This is a genomic window from Curtobacterium sp. Arg-1 (assembly GCF_025643395.1).
Taxonomy (GTDB): domain Bacteria; phylum Actinomycetota; class Actinomycetes; order Actinomycetales; family Microbacteriaceae; genus Curtobacterium; species Curtobacterium poinsettiae.
Genome location: NZ_CP095731.1, coordinates 2,787,244 through 2,804,011, shown reverse-complemented (window position 1 = coordinate 2,804,011; position 16,768 = coordinate 2,787,244). Strand labels below are relative to the sequence as shown.

General features: G+C 71.4%; 10 protein-coding genes and 1 pseudogene. 9 read left to right on the top strand and 2 right to left on the bottom strand.

What is annotated here, in order from left to right; all coding sequences use genetic code 11:
• Nucleotides 1-24 precede the first annotated feature (24 nt).
• The 8 genes and pseudogenes from MXD64_RS13275 to MXD64_RS13245 all read left to right on the top strand — a co-directional run bounded on the left by MXD64_RS13275 (nt 25) and on the right by MXD64_RS13245 (nt 13,970).
• Complete coding sequence (locus MXD64_RS13275) at nt 25-288, top strand: hypothetical protein (protein ID WP_042538212.1); 264 nt, start codon at nt 25-27, stop codon at nt 286-288.
• A gap of 84 nt (nt 289-372) precedes the next feature.
• Nucleotides 373-585 (top strand): hypothetical protein, encoded by a 213-nt coding sequence (locus MXD64_RS13270; protein WP_139179817.1) that lies wholly within the window; start codon nt 373-375, stop codon nt 583-585.
• Nucleotides 586-661: 76 nt separating this feature from the next.
• On the top strand, nt 662-11,155 hold the full coding sequence (locus MXD64_RS13265) for a non-ribosomal peptide synthetase (protein WP_263136556.1): 10,494 nt from the start codon (nt 662-664) through the stop codon (nt 11,153-11,155).
• Entirely contained in the window at nt 11,152-11,361 is a 210-nt protein-coding gene (locus tag MXD64_RS13260) for an MbtH family protein (protein WP_017888435.1), read from the top strand. The genes MXD64_RS13265 and MXD64_RS13260 overlap by 4 nt, the downstream gene beginning before the upstream one ends.
• Nucleotides 11,289-11,708, top strand: a pseudogene (locus MXD64_RS17780) (ATP-binding cassette domain-containing protein); the annotation flags it as partial. The gene MXD64_RS13260 and the pseudogene MXD64_RS17780, both read left to right, overlap by 73 nt.
• 59 nt (nt 11,709-11,767) lie before the next feature.
• Nucleotides 11,768-12,373, top strand: coding sequence for a hypothetical protein (locus tag MXD64_RS17775; protein WP_317629868.1), 606 nt, complete (start codon nt 11,768-11,770; stop codon nt 12,371-12,373).
• The gene (locus tag MXD64_RS13250) at nt 12,370-13,167 is read left to right on the top strand and encodes an ABC transporter permease (protein WP_017888437.1); all 798 of its coding nucleotides are present in this window, start codon (nt 12,370-12,372) and stop codon (nt 13,165-13,167) included. The genes MXD64_RS17775 and MXD64_RS13250 overlap by 4 nt, the downstream gene beginning before the upstream one ends.
• A complete protein-coding gene (locus tag MXD64_RS13245; RefSeq protein WP_056070424.1) occupies nt 13,164-13,970 on the top strand; it encodes a 4'-phosphopantetheinyl transferase family protein in 807 nt (268 codons plus the stop codon). Before MXD64_RS13250 ends, MXD64_RS13245 begins: the two co-directional genes overlap by 4 nt.
• 88 nt (nt 13,971-14,058) lie before the next feature.
• On the opposite strand, the gene MXD64_RS13240 is transcribed toward MXD64_RS13245, so the two are convergent.
• Nucleotides 14,059-14,643 (bottom strand): SGNH/GDSL hydrolase family protein, encoded by a 585-nt coding sequence (locus MXD64_RS13240; RefSeq protein ID WP_162243012.1) that lies wholly within the window; start codon nt 14,641-14,643, stop codon nt 14,059-14,061.
• 199 nt (nt 14,644-14,842) lie between these two features.
• On the opposite strand from MXD64_RS13240, the gene MXD64_RS13235 reads away from it, so the two are divergent.
• Complete coding sequence (locus MXD64_RS13235) at nt 14,843-15,904, top strand: SGNH/GDSL hydrolase family protein (protein ID WP_263136555.1); 1,062 nt, start codon at nt 14,843-14,845, stop codon at nt 15,902-15,904.
• A 180-nt stretch (nt 15,905-16,084) separates the two neighbouring features.
• Here the strand turns inward: MXD64_RS13235 and MXD64_RS17855 are convergent, their stop codons facing one another.
• A complete protein-coding gene (locus MXD64_RS17855; RefSeq protein ID WP_052481708.1) occupies nt 16,085-16,627 on the bottom strand; it encodes a sigma-70 family RNA polymerase sigma factor in 543 nt (180 codons plus the stop codon).
• Nucleotides 16,628-16,768: the final 141 nt, after the last annotated feature.

Genomic DNA, 16,768 nt, shown 5'->3' with positions numbered 1-16,768 from the left:
CCGAACCGTGAGGATTGCGGCGACGTGGAGCTCGAGACCGACGGCGCGCTCCCCGCTGAGAGTCTGCAGTGCCTGACGGACGCGAGCGGAGCCGGCAACGTGGCGTCACTCGCCTGGGTGCGGCGGACGACCGAGGGCGATCCGACCCCGTACTTTGTCCAGACGGACGGGGCAGGGGCGACGGTCGCGTCGACGGCGGCCTACGACACCTACGGCCAGGGCGGGTGGCGCGAGTACGGGCGTCCGCACAGTGGGTCGCACGAGCGGAGCGATCTGAACACCGTGTGAACGACCAAACCGGTCACCACGGTGGCCCCGAACGACTCCACGGTGGCCGAAGTCCGGCCGCCGACAGTCGACGAGGAGCTTCCCGTGAAGAAGAACACCCGCATCCTGAGCACCGCGACCATCGCCGTGGCGCTGACGCTCGGCGGTCTCGCAACGAACGCGACCGCTGCGAACGCCGCCGAGGACACCTCCACGAACGCGACGTCCCCGGCACTCATCCAGGGCCCCCTCGTCCAGGGCCCGCTCATCGACATCGGCGGGATCCTCGACTCGCTCCGCATCGGTCAGTTCCAGTAGCGCCCAGAGGAACCGGAACCAGCGGAACCGCGATCCGGCCCGGTAGCGGCCGCGTCCCGACAGGAAGAGTCTCTCTGTGACGAGCAAGCACCACCATGGCGACCGGGACGAGCAGGAGGCCGGCATCCGCGTCCCGTTGACCTCCGCGCAACGAGGCATCTGGTACGCCCAGCAGCTGGACCCGTCGAACGCGACGTACCAGATCGGGCAGTACCTCGACCTCCGGGGCGCGCTCGACCAGCGGCTCGTCCGGATCGCGCTGAACACGGTGGTCGCCGACCTCGACGCGCTGTCCATGCGCGTCCGGTCGGACGCGGACGGTCCCTACGGGGTCATCGTCCGTCCGCGTCCGACCGACGACGTCGTGCAGGTCGTCGATCTGCGTCACCTCGATCCGGAGGCGGCGCTCTCCGAGGCGATGGCGTCCATGGACCGGGCGATGGAGACCCCGCGCGATCTGCAGGGTGACGACCTGTTCGGCGCGGTCCTGTTCCAGATCACGGACACCCGGTCGCTGCTCTTCCAACGGGTGCACCACCTGCTGCTCGACGGCTACTCGGCGGTCATCGCGCTGCGGTACATGGCCGAGGTGTACACCCGTCTTTCGCAGCCCGCACCGTCGAGCCGGGGCCTCGACGTCGCTGCCGAGCCCCGCGCACACCTCGCCGCCCGGCAGCCGTCGGTGCTTCCCGGGTTGGACGAACTCCACCGTGACATCGCCGAGTACGAAGCATCCGCGCAGCGTGACGCCGACGAGGCCTACTGGCGCGGCGCACTGGACGACGACGCAACGGTCGCCGGCCTCGAGGGCACCGCGAGGTCGGCCGCGAGGTCCATCGTGCGGGTCGCCGTGCCCCTCGACGACGCGCGTGCTGCACGCCTCACAGCACTCGGCCGGGACCTCCCCAAGACCGTCGTCGCCATCGTCGCCCTGTACATGGCGAAGATCACGGGGGAGGAGCGTGTCGCGCTCGGGCTCCCGGTCACCGCCCGACGGGGAAGAGTGGCGAAGAGCACCCCGTCCATGCTCTCGAACATCCTGCCGCTGCGGATCGACGTCCCCGCGAACGCCGAGATCTCGGACATCATCGCCCATGCTGGCGACGTCGTCCGGAGCGCTGTCGGACACCAGCGCTTCCGCGTCGAGTCCCTCGCCGGGGCACCTCGGCACGCGGGGCCTTCGGTGAACCTGTTGCCCGTCATCGACGAGATCCGCTTCGCCGACGCCGTCGGCGCGGTGAACATCCTCTCGACGGGTCCGGTCCACGACCTCTCCATCGTCCTGTCGGGGCTGTCCAGCGACGCTGCCACCGCAACCCTGCAGCTCGAAGGCGACGCCGAGCTCCACACGACGGCGAGTCTCGCCGAGCACGCGGACCGGTTTCTCGCGTTCGTCGACCGTGTGGTCGGCTGCCCCGAGGGTCTCACCGTCACGGGCGCGACGATCCTCGACGAGGACGAGGTCCCGCTCCTCCTCGGCCAAGGTGCCGGGGAGACCGTCACCCTCGACCCGGAACCGGTCATGGAGGCGTTCGCCGACGTCGCCCGTCGACGCCCGGACGACCTCGCCGTCGTCGCCGAGGACGGCACGACGACGTTCGCGGCGCTCGACGCCGACGCGACACGACTCGCGCACCACCTGATCCGCGAAGGCGTGGTGCCCGGGAGCCGGGTCGCCGTCCGCATCGAGCGAAGTGCTCTCCTGCCGATGCTCGTCCTCGCCGTGCTGCGCGCCGGCGCGGTCTACGTCCCGCTCGACCCGGAGTACCCGACGGACCGGGTCGCCGGGATGATCGAGGACGCGAGTCCGACGCTGGTCCTCACGAGCAGCGCGCAGCTCGTCCGTGACCGGGCCGCCGGCGCCTCCTGGCAGGTCCCCTCGCTCCCGGTCGACGCCGACACCACGGTGTGGCGACGCCGGACGGACGACCCGAGCGCTCTGCCAGCGATCACCCCGGACGCGCTCGCCTACATCGTCTTCACCTCCGGGAGCACCGGGCGCCCGAAGGGCGTCGGCGTGAACCGGGCCGCCCTGCGGAACCTGTTCCAGCACCACCGGGCCGAGATGTTCGACCCGGCCGAAGCGCGGCTCAGCCGGCCGCTCCGCGTCGCGCACACCGCTGGCCTGTCGTTCGACGCGGCGTGGGATCCGCTGCTCTGGCTCTTCGCCGGACATGAGCTGCACGTCGTCGCCGACGACGTGCGCCGTGACCCCGAGCGACTCGTCGAGTACTTCGTCCGCCACCGGATCGACGCCATCGAGACCACCCCGTCCTTCGCGGAGGCACTGCTCGCCGCGGGCATGCTCGACGCCGATGTCCACCCCACGGAGATCGCCGTCGGCGGCGAAGCGGTCGGCCCGGCCCTGTGGGACGCACTGGCCCACCGCGACGACGTGCACGCCATCAACCTCTACGGCCCCACCGAGGCCACGGTGGACAGTCTCACCGCAGTGCTGGAACCGGGACGCCCGCCGCACATCGGCTCGTCAGTGCGGAACACGCGGCACTACATCCTCGACGCTGCCCTCACACCGGTACCCGACCGCGCCGTCGGCGAGCTCTACCTCGCCGGGGCGAACGTGGCAGAGGGCTACGTGGGACAGCCCGGGCTCAGCGCCGAGCGGTTCGTGGCTGATCCGTTCTCCGCCGACGGTTCCCGCATGTACCGCACGGGAGACGTGGTCCGTCGTCGCCGTGACGGGTCCCTGCGGTTCGTGGGACGCATCGACGACCAGGTCAAGATCCGTGGCTACCGCGTGGAGCTCGCCGAGGTCGAGGCCGCGATGATCCGCCACCCCGGGGTGGACCTCGCAGCGGCCGTCGTGCTGGGCGAGGGTCCTTCCAGTCGCATCGTCGGCTACGTCACCTCCGACGGCGACCTCGGGAACCTCCCGGCGGCGGTCCGGGAGGGCATGCGCTCCGACGTCCCCGACTACATGGTCCCCTCGGTCGTCGTCGCGCTCCGCGAGATGCCCGTGACGCCGAACGGCAAGCTCGATCGTCGCGCGCTGCCAGCGCCCGAGCTGTCGGGTTCCGGCACGGTGCTGCCGCCACGGAACGACGACGAGCGCGTCGCCGCTGCGGTGTTCGCCGAGGTCCTCGGGGTCTCCGCGGTCGGGATCGACGACGACTTCTTCGCAGCGGGCGGCCACTCCCTGCTGGCAACCCGGCTCGCCGCGCGTCTGTCGGAACAGTTCGACCGGACGATCACCGTGCGGGACGTGTTCGAACGGCCGACCGTGGCTGCTCTCGTCGGAGCACTCGACACGGGCACGCCGACCGATCGCGCAGCCCGCCTGGCACGGAGGACGCGCCCGGGCACGATGCCGTTGTCGCTCACGCAGCGGCGACTGTGGTTCCTGAACCGCCTCGAACCGGACTCCGCCGCCTACAACATCCCCGTCGTGCTCCGCCTCGACGGTCCCTTGTCCGCCGAGGCCCTGCGCGCAGCGTTCGTGGACGTCGCGATGCGGCACGAGCCGCTCCGGACGATCGTCCCGTTCGTGGGCGACGGGCCGGTGCAGCAGGTCCTCGAGGGTGCTGCCGCCGAACCGCCGTTCCTGACGGTCACGGTCCCCGAGCACCGCATCGACGACGTCGTCCGCGCCGAGGCGACGCGTGGGTTTGACGTCACGAGCGAGACTCCACTCCGCGCGGTGCTGCTCCGCATCGACGACGACCACCACGTGCTCGTCGCGACGATGCACCACATCGCGTCGGACGGGTGGTCGCTCGCACCCTTCGCCCGCGACCTCGGAACCGCGTACGCGGCCCGTGTCGCCGGGACCGAACCAGCGTGGCTGCCGCTGCCGGTCGACTACGCCGACTTCACACTGTGGCAGCGGGAACAGCTCGGCGACGCCGAGGACCCCTCGAGCGAACTCGCCCAGCAGCTGGCGTTCTGGCGGATGGCACTCGCGGGCGCGCCGGACGAGATCTCCCTGCCCCGGAACCGCGCACGTTCCGTCGACGACGGAACCGTCCGACAGGCCGTCGGTGCGGTGGAGCTGACCCTCGACCCCGCGCGGCACGCCGAGCTCCGCCGCTTCGCCGGGGACCACCGCACCAGTCTGTTCATCGTGCTGCACGCGGCCGTCGTCGCCGTGCTCCAGCAGCACGGCGCGGGTGAGGACGTCGTCATCGGGACCCCGGTCGCCGGACGGACGGACGCGCAGCTCGACGACCTGGTCGGTTTCTTCGTCAACACCGTCGCGCTCCGCACCTCGCTCGACGGTGATCCGAGCGTCGAGGACCTGCTCGAACGGATCCGATCGGGCAACTCCGCGGCGTACGCCCACCAGGATGTCCCGTTCGATGCTGTCGTCGACGCCGTCCGGCCACCCCGGTCGGTCGGTCGTCACCCGGTGTTCCAGGTGATGCTGACACTGCAGAACACCCGGCCGGCGGCCCTCGATCTCGGCGACGTCGCGGTGACGGTTCCCGCCCAGTCCACCAGTGCCGGGGTGAAGACGGACCTGCTCCTCGACGTGACGACCCCCGGTGGTGACGACGGTGGACTCGTCGTCACGTTCGGGTACGACGCAACACTGTTCGACGAGACGACCGTCACGCGGCTCCGCGACGCGCTCGACCGCGTGCTCACCGCCTTCGTCGAGGGTCCGCACCGTCGCCTGTCCGACATCCCGAACGTGGACGCTGAGACCGCCCTCGAACTCGACCACCAGTCGCGTGGCCGGACGTTCGTCGTGACGGGGACCGTGCTCGACCGCCTCGACACCACGGTTGCGAGCTCGCCCGACGCAGACGCACTCGTCGACACCGCCGGGACGGTGTCCTTCGCCGACCTGGCAGTGCAGACGACCGCGGTCGCGACCAACCTGGCGCGCCTCGGCGTGCGTCGGGGTGACCGCGTCGCCGTCGCGCTCCGGCGCAGTTCCGACGCGATCGCGGTGGTGCTCGGCGTCCTCCGGGCCGGTGCGGTGGCGGTGCCGATCGACGTCGCCTACCCGGACGCGCGCATCGGTCAGATCCTCGCCGGGGCGGAACCGACCGTCGTGGTCGCCCACGACGCGGAGCGCACCTGGTCGGTCGCCGACGCGGCAGGGGTGCCCGTGCAGGTCGTCGCGCCCTCGGCGCTCAACCGTGACGTCGGCGACGCCGCAGCTCCGGTCGCCCCTGCACCGGAGGACGTCGCCTACCTGGTCTACACGTCGGGGACCACCGGGGCGCCGAAGGGCGTGCAGGTGTCCCACGCGGCACTCGCCAACGTGCTCGCGCAGCACGAGGACGCGATGATCCGTCCGGTCCGCGACCGCGTCGGCGGTCGAGCCCCGCGGATGCTGCACCTGTCCGGGCTCGGCTTCGACGCGGCGTGGGACCCGATCGTCTGGCTCGTCGCCGGCACGACGCTCGAGGTGGCCGACGACGCCACCCGGACGAACGCGGAGACGGTCGTTCGGGACGTGGTCGAGCACGGCATCGACGTGATCGAGACCACGCCGTCGTACGCCCGTCAGCTGGCCGCGGTCGGACTCTTCGACGCCGTCGCGGAGCACGACGGTCACCTGACCGTCGCGGTGGGCGGAGAAGCCGTCCCCGCGGACTTCTGGAACGAGGTCGCCGCAGCCGACCACATCGACGGTTGGAACCTCTACGGACCGAGCGAGAGCACGGTCGACGCCGTCGTCGCGCGGATCGAGCCCGGCGCCGTCACCATCGGACGGCCGATCGCGAACGTGACGGCCCGCGTCCTGGACGACTTCCTGCAGCCGGTGCCGCCCGGAGTCGAGGGAGAGCTCTACCTGTCGGGCAGCTCCCTCGCGCACGGCTACCGCGGACGGTCCGCCGAGACCGCCAGCCGCTTCGTCGCCGACCCCCAGGGAGACGGCACCCGTATGTACCGCACCGGCGACGTCGTGCGTCGCCGCGTCACCGGGGAACTCGACTTCCTCCGCCGTGACGACGACCAGGTCAAGCTCCGCGGGTACCGGATCGAGCTGGCCGACGTCACCCAGGCCCTCGAACGGATCGACGGCGTCGAGGCTGCCGTTGCTCGTGTCGTCGTGCCCGGCGGACCGGACACCGCACGGCTCGTCGCGTGGGTCGTCGGGACCGTCGACGAACAGGGTGTCCGCCGGTCCGTCGCCGCCGATCTCCCCGACTACATGGTCCCCTCGGCCATCGCCGTCGTCGACGCGATCCCGCTGACCCCCAACGGCAAGGTGGACACCGCCGCGCTGCCCGAACCGACCTCGACCGGCGGCGACGGCCAGCCCGTGAGCGACGACGAGCGGACGATGTCGCGGGTGTTCGGCGAAGTGCTCGGTGTGCGCGACGTCGGCATGCACGACGACTTCTTCGCGCTCGGTGGACACTCGCTGCTCGCGGTCGGGCTGATCGGGCGCGTCCGGGACGAACTCGGTGCCACGCTGCCCCTCCGCAGCATCTTCGACGCCCCCACCCCGGCAGGTCTCCTCGCCGCGGTCGGATCCGCGGGAGCCGCCACCCAGCAGGGCGACCGGCAGACCGACCCGGCGCTCCGCGCGTGGGCCGCGCAGCACCCGCGACGGGAAGGCGAGCAGCTGCCGCTGTCGCCGAACCAGGCGCGGCTGTGGTTCCTCAACCGGCTCGACCCCACCTCCACCGACTACTCCGTGCTGTTGCAGGCGACGTTCCGCGGCGATCTCGACACGGACGCGTTCGCCGACGCCGTCGACGACGTGGTCGTCCGGCACGAGATCCTCCGGACGACGTACCCGGAAGTCGACGGTCAGCCGGTCCAGCGCATCCACGACGTGGTGCCGGGCATCGTCACCAGCGACGCGGTAGACACCTCAGCGGGCTTCGACCTCACGGTTGACCTGCCTGTCCGGGCCGGGCTCGTGGCGACGGGAGACCAGCAGTGGCGTCTCGACCTGTTGATCCACCACATCGCCACGGACGGGGCCTCGCTCGGCCCGCTGGCGCGCGACATCGCCACCGCGTACGCCGCGCGGACCGGGAGCACGGCGCGTGTGCAGCGTCCGCTCGAGGTGCAGTACGCCGACTTCGCGCGGATGCAGCGCGCCCTCCTGGAATCCGACGGTGGACGGCACGACGCGTCGTTGTCGGCGTGGGTCGAGCAGCTCGCCGGCATCCCGGACGAGCTCGCCCTGCCTGCTGACGGACGTCGGCCGGAGTCGGCGACCCGAGCTGCCCGGCAACTGCGATTCACACTGCCCGAGGACGTCGTCTCCGCGGTGCACGCCGCTGCCGGACAGGCGCAGGCCAGCAGCTTCCACGCGTGGCTCGCCGGGCTCGCCGGCTACCTGCACCGCATCGGTGCCGGTGACGACGTGGTGATCGGATCACCGTCCGCCGGGCGGTCCGACCCGGACACCGCTGACCTCGTGGGCTTCTTCGTGAACACGTTGCCGCTGCGCATCGGGATGACCGACGCACCGGACCTGGTCGCGACCATCGAACGGGCCCGAGCCGCAACACTCCACGCCATCGAGCACGAGTCGGTGCCGTTCGAGCGCATCGTCGAGGCGATGGCCCCCGAACGTCGACTCGGACGACACCCGCTCTTCCAGACCATGCTCTCGGTGGAGGAGGACAGCGGGGTCTCGATCTCGCTGCCCGGCGTGACGACCGACCGACTCGAGCCCGACAGCACCGGAGCAGCCAAGGTCGACCTGTCGTTCGTCCTGCGCCCGCGTTCCTCGGGAGAGGTCGACGGCGTCCTGGAGTACGACGCGTCGATGTTCAGCGATCGCGCGGCGCGAGGGTTCGTCGAACGGTGGACGGCGTTCCTGGCAGCAGCGGCCACCGCCCCCCGGCGGCCGCTCCTCGACGTCCCCGTGCAGGCCGGCACCGGGCGCCTCGATGCCTGGCCGGCCGCGACCGACCACCGGCAGCAGTCGATCCTCGAGGCGTTCGCCGACTCCGTCGCCGCCCGCCCGACCGCACCCGCCGTCGTGGCCGGAGGCGTCTCGCTCACCACGGCGGAACTCGACGCTCGCGTCGACGGGATCGCGGCCCGGATGATCGCCGCCGGGCTCCGACGCGGCGACGTCGTCGCGCTGCCCCTGGGCCGTGGCGTCGACACCGTCGCCGCGCTCCTCGCGGCATGGCGCGCCGGCGCGGTCGCCGCTCCGATCGACGTCGAGCTGCCCCGCGACCGGATCGCCACGATGCTGCGGAGCGCCGACGTGCGTCTGGTGCTGCACCACGGCGTCGGCGGCGGGACGACGGACACCACACCTGCGGACGTGGCGACCCTCGCAGCGTCCGACGCGGGCGTACCGTCGGACCGGCTGCTCCGGATCGACGACGATGCGGCATCGGGGCCCGCCGTGCCGGCGCGCGTCGAGCCGCCGCGGCTCGACGACCCCGCCTACCTGGTGTTCACGTCCGGTACGACGGGCGAGCCGAAGGCCGTGCAGGTGCCGCACCGCGCGCTGGCCGCGCTGTTGTCGAGCCACCGTGCGACGCTCCTGCCCGACCCCGAGGAACGACGCGTCCGCGTCGCGCACACCACCGGCGTCGGGTTCGACGCGGCGATGGACCCCGTGGTCTGGCTCGCAGCAGGCCACGAGGTGCACGTCGTCGACGACTCCACCCGGCGCGACCCCCAGGCCCTCGTCGCGCTCCTCGCCGAGCGTCGGATCAGTGCGTGGGAGACCACGCCGAGCTACGTCACCGCCCTCGCCGGACAGACGGAGCTCGAAGCGCTGTTCGATGACCGCGACGAGGCCGACCCGTTCGTGCTCCTGCTCGGTGGCGAACCGCTCGACGCAGGTCTCTGGTCGTGGCTGCGCGACCGGCCGGCCGTCGCAGCGTGGAACCTGTACGGTCCGACCGAGGTCGGCGTCGACTCCATGGTGGCGAGGGTGGCCGACAGCCCCGCCCCGGTACTCGGCGCGACGACGGTCGACACCGTCGGGTACGTCCTCGACTCCCGCCTGCGCCCGACCCCGGTCGGCAGCGTCGGTGAGCTGTGGCTGGCGGGCGAGCAGCTGGCGCACGGCTACCGCGGCCGGCCCGGCTCGAGCGCCGAGCGGTTCGTGGCCGACCCCTTCGCCTCGGACGGATCGCGGATGTACCGGACCGGTGACCTCGTCGTCCGACGAGACGCCGACGGGGACGAGCGTCCCGGCGTCGTCTCCCTGGGCCGCAGTGACGGGCAGGTGAAGATCCGTGGCCACCGTGTCGAACCCGGCGAGGTCGAGGCGGTCCTGCGCGGTGCCGGCGGCGTCACGCACGCCGTGGTCCGTCCGGTCGACACCGCACGCGGCACGGAACTCGGCGCCTGGGTCGTGACGGACGGAGTCGCCTCCGATGCGTTCCTCACCGCACTGTCCGACCGTCTCCGCTCCCGTGTACCCGACTACATGGTGCCCGCTGGGATCGCGGCGATCGACGCCGTCCCGCTGACGCCGAACGGGAAGGTCGACGTGCGGGCACTCCCCGAGCTCCGGATCGGTGGCGGTGCCGGGGCGGCTCCGAGCGGACCCGCGGAACTCGCGATCGCCGCGGCGTTCGCCGCGACACTCGGTGTCGACGGCGTCCGCGCCGACGATTCCTTCTTCGCGCTGGGCGGTCACTCGTTCGTCGCGCAGCCGACGATCCAGGCGGTCAACGAAGCCCTCGACGCGGACCTGCCCGTGCAGGCGCTCTTCCAAGCGCCGACCGTGGCCGGACTCGCCGCCTTGGTCGAGTCCGGCGGTGCGGACGTGGCGGAGTCGCTCCGGACGATCCTGCCCCTCCGGCCCACCGGGCAGGGTGCCCCCGTGTTCGCGGTGCACCCTGCGAGCGGCGTCGCGTGGAAGTTCTCCACGTTCGTCGCTCGTCTGGCCACGACCCGACCGATCCTCGGCGTCCAGATGCCCGGGATCGCGCCGGACCGTCCGGAACCCGCGACGGCCGGATCGTTGGACGAGCTGCTCACCGAGTACGTCACCGCCATCCGCGGCGAGCAACCCCACGGCCCCTACCTGCTCACCGGGTACTCGTTCGGCGGCCGGCTTGCGCACCACATCGCGGCGCGGCTGCAGGCCGAGGGCGAAGAGGTGGCGCTCCTCGCGGTGCTCGACGCGTACCCGACCGAAGCATCAGCGTTCGACGGTGTGGCCGACACCGATGACATGTGGCGCGGTTTCCTCGACGCGAACGGTGTGACGCCTCCTGCTGGCCACCTCGACGGCGAACGGGTGCTCTCCCTCCTCGCTGAGGCTGGCAACCCGCTGGCCGACGTTCCGGGCCCCGTCGTCGACCGCATGGTGCGGCGGTTCCGCCGGCTCGGGGAGCTCCTCGACGACGCTCCGGTCCCCGTCGTCCACGGTGATCTCCACGTGTTCGCCGCGACCGAGGACGTCCCCGCGAACCGTCCGGCCCCCGCGGTGTGGGAGCAGTTCGTCACCGGGACGGTGACGTCGAGTTCCGTGGGAGCCCGTCACCAGGACATGCTCACCGACCGGGCACTCGACGACGTCGCACCGGTGCTCGACCACCTCCTCGAGAACGTCCGACACACCGACGCACGCAGAGCGAACCGACTCGGCGCCGGCTCCGAAGACCCAGGTGGGAACACCCCTGCAGCTGACCCAGAGGAGCATCGACCGTGACGAACCCGTTCGACGATCAGGACGGCACCTTCCGGGTGCTCGTGAACGAAGCCGGACAGCACTCGCTCTGGCCCGAGTTCGCCGACGTTCCCCGAGGGTGGGTCGCCGTGTTCGGTCCCGCCGTCAAGACGGCGTGCACCGACTACGTGTCGGAGCACTGGCACGACATCACACCGTCCTTCGAGAGCACCCGCGTCGCGTCGTGATCTCCGTACGAGGGATCACGAAGCGGTTCGGGACCCACCAGGCGCTCGACGGCGTCGAACTCGAGGTGCCCGAGGGCACGGTGCAAGGGCTCCTCGGGCCCAACGGCGCCGGCAAGACGACGACCGTGCGCGTCCTCACGACGCTGCTGCAGCCCGACTCCGGCGACGCCTTCGTCGCCGGACGATCGGTGTTGACCGAAGGCCACGCCGTGCGACAGCGTCTCGGCGTGTCCGGCCAGTACGCAGCGGTCGACGAGAAGCTCACCGGCTTCGAGAACCTGACGATGGTCGGCGAGCTGTACGGCATGCGTCGGAAGGACGCGAAGGCTCGAGCACGTGAGCTCCTCCGGGAGTTCCGCCTCGACGACGTCCCCGACGACAAACGTGCGGGCACGTACTCGGGGGGATGCGCCGCCGGCTCGACCTGGCCGGGGCGATCGTCGCCCGGCCCCCGGTCGTCATCCTCGACGAACCGACCACCGGGCTGGACCCCCGCGGTCGTCGCGACACCTGGGACGCGATCGAGTCGCTGGCATCAGGTGGGACCACCGTGCTCCTCACCACCCAGTACCTCGAGGAAGCCGACCAGCTCGCTGACTCCATCGCGGTCATCGACGGAGGACGCATCATCGCAGAGGGCACGGCCGCGCAACTCAAGGCCCAGACCGGCGGAGCACGGCTCGACATCGTGCTCGCCCCCGGTAGCGACATCGACCTTGCCGTGGACGCTGTCCGTCGGGTGGGTCACGAACCCGCCGTCGACAGGCGAGTGGGTCGCCTCACCGTCGGTGCCGGCGGAGGCAGCAGTGATCTCCTCGACGTCGTCGGCGCACTCCGAGCCGTCGGGCTCGAGACGTCCGAAGCGGCACTCCGGCAGCCGACGCTCGACGAGGTCTTCCTGCAGCTGACCGGGACGCCAGCTGATCCGGACGCGCCCGTCGCAGCGGTGGGGGCGAGGTCCTCCGAGCCCGACCCGGTGATCGCCGGGGGACCGACGGAGGCGAGCCGATGAGCATCGCGAGCGTCCTCCGCGACGGCCGGGTCATCGCCCGACGGAACATGCTCGGCGTCCGCCGAACGCCCGGGGCGCTGGTGACCGGTGTCGCGCAGCCCATCATCTTCGTGCTCATCCTCGGGTTCGTGTTCGCCGACGCACTCGGCGGAGACGACTACCGCGAGTTCCTCATCGGCGGTGTCCTCGCGCAGACGCTGACCTTCAACTCGTCCTTCACCGCCGTGTACCTGGCGAAGGACCTGCAGACGGGCCTCATCGACCGGTTCCGGGCCCTGCCGATGTCGCGGGTCGGGGTCATCCTCGGGCGCACGACCTCGGACCTCATGACGAACGCCATCTCGATCGTCGTCGTGATCGCGTGCGGCCTGGTGATCGGCTGGCGTGTGCACTCCGACATCGGGTCCGTGGTGCTGACGTTCGGGCTGCTGCTGCTCTTCGCGTTCGCGACGTCCTGGATCGGGGCGTTCATCGCGCTGACCGCTCGCAGCGTCGAGGTCGCACAGTCCCTCGGCCTGCTCTGGCTGTTCCCCGTGTGCTTCGTCTCCGGAGCGTTCGTGTCCGCCGACATGCTCCCCGGTCCGCTCCGGGTGGTCGCCGAGTGGAACCCCGTCACCGCCGTCGCCACCGCGGTGCGGCGGGGCTTCGGGAACGAACCGCCGTCCGGGTTCGCCGTCGGGCACGGATGGCCGGCCGACAACGCGCTGCTCTACGCGTCCTTGTGCTGCGTCGCCATCATCGCTGTCTTCGCACCCATCGCCGTCGTGCAGTACCGACGCATCAGCAAGCGGTGATCCATCTCCTGCTGACCACCGTCGACGACGTCCTCGCCACCGGGGATCGCCTGCTCGGATCGACGGGCGGCGCGGGTGCTGCCTCGCTCGTCAGCGCAGCCGATCGTGCCGCTGCCGACAGCAGGCGAGCAGACCTGGATCGACGGCGGACCCTCGCCGGGCGACTCGCGCTCCGGTTCCTGGCCTGCGCCGTGCAGGGCCGTTCGTGGTCCGACGCCGCGTCCGTCCCGGTGGACCGGACCTGCGAGCACTGCAGCGCGCCGCACGGTCGCCCTCGTATCGCTGGGTCCTCCGCGTCCACCTCGACCTCTGGACGACTGGTGCTCGTTGCTGTCGGCGATGACGCGGCTCGGCTCGGGGTCGACGTCGAGGAGTACCCCGAGACCCTGTGGGACGGGTTCGACGACTACGCGCTGCACCCGTCAGAGCGGGCGGCGATGCCGACCGGACGCGATGGCCTCGTCCACCGGGTCCAGGTGTGGACCGACAAGGAGGCACTCCTCAAGTCAGTCGGTGTCGGCTTGCGCGGCGAACCGTCGGGGCTCCGCGTCGCCGCGGCATCGGCCGGCGTCACGACGGCAGCTCCCCTCCTCGGATGGCGCCCCGTGGCGCAGTCAGCCGACCCGCGGCTCGCGACGGCGTGGACCGTCACCATCAACGCCGGTCGCCGGGCGGCTGCCTCGATCGCGGCGGCGCACCCGACCCCGATCCGCCCCTGGAGGATGGACCGACAGGGGGCCGAACCGGTGCAGCCGGACGTCCGCCGCGACACGGCAGCCAGCGTCCCTGCAGCGACAGCGTGAGCAGCCGGGCCTGGAGGGACGGTGCAAGCTGGCACCGGTCCTCCCGTCCGCCTCCTGGCGCACTCCACGACGGCAGCCCGCGCGCTCGTCACGTCGAGAGCACGGAATGCAGTTGCGGCTCGACCGCTGCGGCGAGGGCGGCGTGGCCGTGGTCGTTCGGGTGCACGCCATCGGAGCAGAGCAGCGCGGGGCTGCGGTTGATCGCCGTGGCGAGCCCGGGAACGAGCGAGAGACCCACTCGTCGGGTCTCCTCGTCCAGGATCCTCCTGACCGCCCGCCACCCCGGCGGGTAGTCCGTCCCGTACGGCGAGTACAGGTCCAGAACCGCGAGCCGACCGCTGGGGAATCGCCCGTGGAGAGCTTCCAGGTCCCGGGCGATCGCCGCGCGCACGTCGTCCTCCCGACCGAGAACGATCACCGAGTCGTTCACGCCGAGCGCGACGACACACGCGTCCGCGCCGGAGGCCAGGACATCGGAGAGCAGCCCGAGCGTCGCTCCGTCGTCCGATCGGTCGATCCCGCGACGTCGCACGAAGCCGACACCGTCGATCGCGAAGTGCAGCGCACCCCACCCGAGACGCTTCGCGACGATCGTCGACCACCGGTTCTCCGTCCTGCTGATCCCGCGCCACCCCGTGACGATGGAGTCTCCGTAGAACGCGACTGTCGGCACGACTGCAGCGTAGAGCGCAGCGTCGACGCCACGCGGAAACGTGACACCGATGCAGGCCCGGACGTCCACCGAGGGTCGTGCGTGCCCTGCGCGAATAGCCCCCTGGTCGTCCTCTCATGGCGCGGGGCGTCGTACCGACCTACCGTCTACTTGTCAGACGATCGTCTGTCGAATAGGCCCTCTGGAAGGAACCTGCTCCATGCGTCACGCTCCTCGCCTCCGTCGGACCAACGCGCTGCTGATCACCAGCGGCGTCCTCACGGCGGCAGCGCTCGCTGTCGGGGCAGCCGGGCCCGTCTCCGCGGCCAACGCCGCAGGCACGGCGCCCACCCAGTCCGTGGCCACCGCCAGCGGTGGCAACTACGTGGCCCTCGGCGACTCGTACGCGGGCGGCTTCGGCGTCGCCCCCTACAGCTCGGGTCCGGCGGCCGGCTGCTTCCAGTCCACCACCGACTACCCGCACCAGGTCGCAGCGTCGCTGGGACTCCAGCTCGACGACCGCGCCTGCGCCGGTGCCACCACCGGCAACATCTCCCGGGTCGCGCAGAAGACCGGAGCCGGAAGCGCCACCGCGCCCGTCCAGGCCGACGCGCTGTCCAAGAACACGGACGTCGTCACGGTGTCGATCGGCGGGAACGACCTGGGGTTCGCCGGAGTCATCGCGAACTGCGTCGCGCTGGACAAGGCCGGCCCGGTGTTCGCGGAGATCCACGGGAAGACCTACAACCACTGCAAGGACTACTACGCACCGGTCGTGCACGGGGTCGAGCGGGACCGTCTCGCAGCGCGCGTCCGCACCGTCGTGGCACCTCGGCTCGCGCAGACGTTCCGCGTGATCGCGCAGCGCGCGCCGCAGGCGAAGGTGTTCGTCGTCGGCTACCCGATGCTCGCGCCCGGCACGGCGCAGGCCCCGAAGGGATGCTTCTCGAGCCTCCTCGGTGACTCCGGACTCGAGCCGCCGTTCCCGCAGAACGCGTTCCCCTTCACCCCGACCGACACCGCTTACTTCCACCGCACCCAGAACGCGCTCGACGGAGCGGTCAAGGCTGCGGCGAAGGCTCGTGGGTTCACCTACGTCTCGACGCTCCAGGGCTCTGCTGCGCACACCCCCTGCGCTGCGTCGGGCTCGGCATGGATGTCGGGACTCACCCTGACCGATCGCGGTACCGCTGCGGACAGCACCCCGCTGGCCGGGACGAAGCTACTCCATCCTGTTCGGCGCACTCCACCCGAACGCTGCCGGCATCGCGTACCTGCGTGACCAGACCAAGGCCGCGATCGTCGGATCGCGCTGACACTCCGACGGCGGATCTGGTCGCGTCGCTGACGCGACCACGAGACGGACGGGAGGCCCGGTGCCAGCTGGCACCGGGCCTCCCGTCCGTCTGCTGGATGCAGCTTCCGTGCCCTCCTGACCGTCAGCACGGGTCGCGGTCGGTCTTCAGGCCGCCCGCGTGGCAGCGATCAGGCGGTGCGCTCGAAGAGCGCTCAGGCCGTCGCGGACACGGGTCTTGGCCGTCCCGACGGTGATGCCGAGCTGACTGGCGACTTCTGCGGTGCTCCGTTCGCCGAAGTACCGCAACACCACAGCGTCCCGCTGTTTGTCCGAGAGGTCAGCCAGAGCGATGCGCAGGGTGGGGCGGAGGAACAACGCGTCGCGCTGGTCGTCGTCGCGGTCGACGCTGTGGTGGTCACGAGTGCCGATGCGGAGCTCGCGTTTCCGCAGGGCTTCGAGACTGCGGATCCGGTCGATCGCCCGACGATGCGCCACGGTGCGCAACCACGACTGCAGATCGGCTCGGTCCGGATCGTACCGATCCGGGTGCTGCCAGAACTCGAGGAACGCTTCGTGCACGACGTCCTCCGCGAGGTGTCGGTCGACGATGACCGTCCCCACGAACCGTCGCAGTCCCGGAGCGTGCTGCTGGTACGCAGCGATGAAGGCGGCGGGTTCGGACTGATCGGCACTGTGTGTTCGACACATGTTGCCCCCTTGCGTTGCTTCAACGTAGATCGTTCTGGACGGATCCGTCTCCCCCCTTTCGGGGCGTGCGAGCAGGCGACGAAGCGCCGTGGGTGATCTGATCGTGGGGCGCGGGGGCGCGGGGGTGACGGCCGAGACGGG

Coding starts and splice junctions, on each gene's coding strand:
- MXD64_RS17775 (WP_317629868.1), top strand. CDS start 11,768: ATGCGCCGCCGGCTCGACCTGGCCGGGGCGATCGTCGCCCGGCCCCCG.
- MXD64_RS13250 (WP_017888437.1), top strand. CDS start 12,370: ATGAGCATCGCGAGCGTCCTCCGCGACGGCCGGGTCATCGCCCGACGG.
- MXD64_RS13235 (WP_263136555.1), top strand. CDS start 14,843: ATGCGTCACGCTCCTCGCCTCCGTCGGACCAACGCGCTGCTGATCACC.
- MXD64_RS17855 (WP_052481708.1), bottom strand. CDS start 16,627: ATGTGTCGAACACACAGTGCCGATCAGTCCGAACCCGCCGCCTTCATC.